Genomic DNA, 2,235 nt, shown 5'->3' on the forward strand with positions numbered 1-2,235 from the left:
AACCATACCTGAACTAACGAATATACTATATATAATTAACCAAATATAATATAAGTACTATGTTTTTTACTAAAAGAACACTTCTACTAAAGCCTTGTTAAAAATCCCCTTTTCCCAAACTTTGCTCTTCATCATGAACCATTCACCCACGTGTCGTCGATTTACAAAAGCTATCAGCTGCAGTAAGTGCCGAACAAGTTCAGCCTGGACACCCTGCAGGCGGACGAGTTGAGCTTGAACATGGATCCGCAGCACCCGGGCATGCATGGTGCCCAGTGCCTGTAAGTAGTAGCCAACGGATTGATCAATTCAGGAAGTTGCTCCTGCCGCCGAGAGCTTGCACGAACGGGGCCAGGTCCCGTTACAAAAACAAGCAGCCGCCTGTCCATGGGGCAGGCGGCTGCTTGATCCTATACTAAAACTACAAAAGCTATCAGTTTATCTTGTACACCTTTCCTGTGTTGCCTTGCGGACCTAGATTGTCTTTGGTCAGCACATACAGCTCTCCATCCCTGTCTTCGCCGAAGCCAAGCAGGTAATGGCCTAACTCATTATTCGGACGGTTAGTGATTTCAAGTTTTCTATAGCTCCAATCCGGGTCATTGCGGGAAGCATTGGCAGCATAAATAGCCCCGCTCGGCACCTCTACATCCTCCGCTAACACACCAAAGAGGTACTCACCCCCGAGATCCACCACGTCGTTAAGGCCCCTGTATACATAACCTCCTATCACTACGATTCCCAGACCACCGGGCACATTCTCCGCGTTGCCGAATTCTATTACCGGATCGATCAGGCGGTTACCCAGGCTGTCTACGTCCGGACAATCCGGAAGTGGGTTTAAAGGGTCTGCCGCATTGAAGCAGTGGCGTCCTTCCTTCACGTTCCAGCCGTAGTTGCCACCCTTCACCACCACGCTTACTTCTTCGTAAAGCTCCTGACCGGCGTCGCCTGCAATCAGCATACCTGTTAGTCTGTCAAAAGAAAAGCGGTATGGGTTTCTGAAACCATAGGCATAGATTTCATCCAGACCGGTTCGACCAACAAATGGATTGTCAGCAGGTATACCGTATGGTGCACCGCTGTTGACATCAATCCGGAGGATGTTGCCCTGTAGATTTTGCCTGACATCCTGCCCGTTACCTCCTTCGTTTACGTCATACCAATCTTCCACGTGGCCCAGACCTACGTCGTTGCCACCACCTCCGTCCCCGATCGAAATATAGAGGTACTTGTCTTTACCGAATGCCAGCGTGCCTGCGTTGTGGTTAAATTGCGGATGGTCATCAGCCAGTAAGATCCGTTCGGAACCCTGATCTGCTACCATGGGGTTATTGGGCGACACTCTGTACTCTGCTACATAGTTGGTATGGTCGTACCCTTCAGGACCTCCGCTTCGGAGCGGACCGCTGTAGTACACAAAGAAACGGCCATTCTGAGCATAATCCGGGTGAAAAGCCAGGCCCAGCAAACCTCGCTCGTCGTAGTTCGGGTTCAACTGCACCAGTTTGCTTCTTATGTCCAGGAAGGGGGTTTCCTCCATAGTGCCGTCATGAATTACCCGTATCAGACCGATCTGATCCACTACAAATAAATTCTGGTTATTGCCAGGAGCCTGGGTCAGGTATACCGGGGAGGTCAGGTCTTCCGCTACCAGATCCAGCTCAACAGAGTCTCCTCTGCCAATGGGGAATTCGTCGTCGTCATTACAGGCGTAAAGCGTGAGTCCGGAAGCGATAATGAGAAGTGTTTTGAGTAAGATTTTAAAGTTTAACATTGCTTTCATAGCATATGAAGGAAATTTTGAGTGAGTATAATTGATACTGCAGCAGGTTTACAGAACGCCTGTCAGCGTTGACGCAGAGATCTCTTAAACACAGCCGTTGTGCTACAAGGAAGAATTACCGGAAATGGCTTGAATAGGAAAGGATTAAGAAAAGGCACTATTAAACAAACGGTCCAGTCAACACCAATGGATCAAGCTCCAGTGGCCCAATACCCGGAGAGGGTACAGTAAGTTGTATTTCGCGCATCAGCATACCTGACTGCCAGTGCCGATTCGCTACTCCATCACGAAGTATTTACCAAAACGGTTGCCTTGATATGAAATAATTTATAGATTTTTTATACTATTTCCTGACGAATGTGTTGCCTCTTAGACTTGTGCAGCTAGTGAAGCGGCTGTTCTGATGTGTGAACCGATGGCTTTCGGTAGCGGCAGGAGCTTGTATGTGA

At 48.6% G+C, this 2,235-nt stretch carries 1 protein-coding gene; it reads right to left on the reverse strand.

The features are described 5' to 3' along the window. Positions 1–433: 433 nt before the first annotated feature. On the reverse strand, positions 434–1,777 hold the full coding sequence (locus OB13_RS15870; protein WP_461491155.1) for a PQQ-dependent sugar dehydrogenase: 1,344 nt from the start codon (positions 1,775–1,777) through the stop codon (positions 434–436). Positions 1,778–2,235 lie beyond the last annotated feature (458 nt).

The sequence above is a fragment of the Pontibacter sp. HJ8 genome, assembly GCF_054824225.1.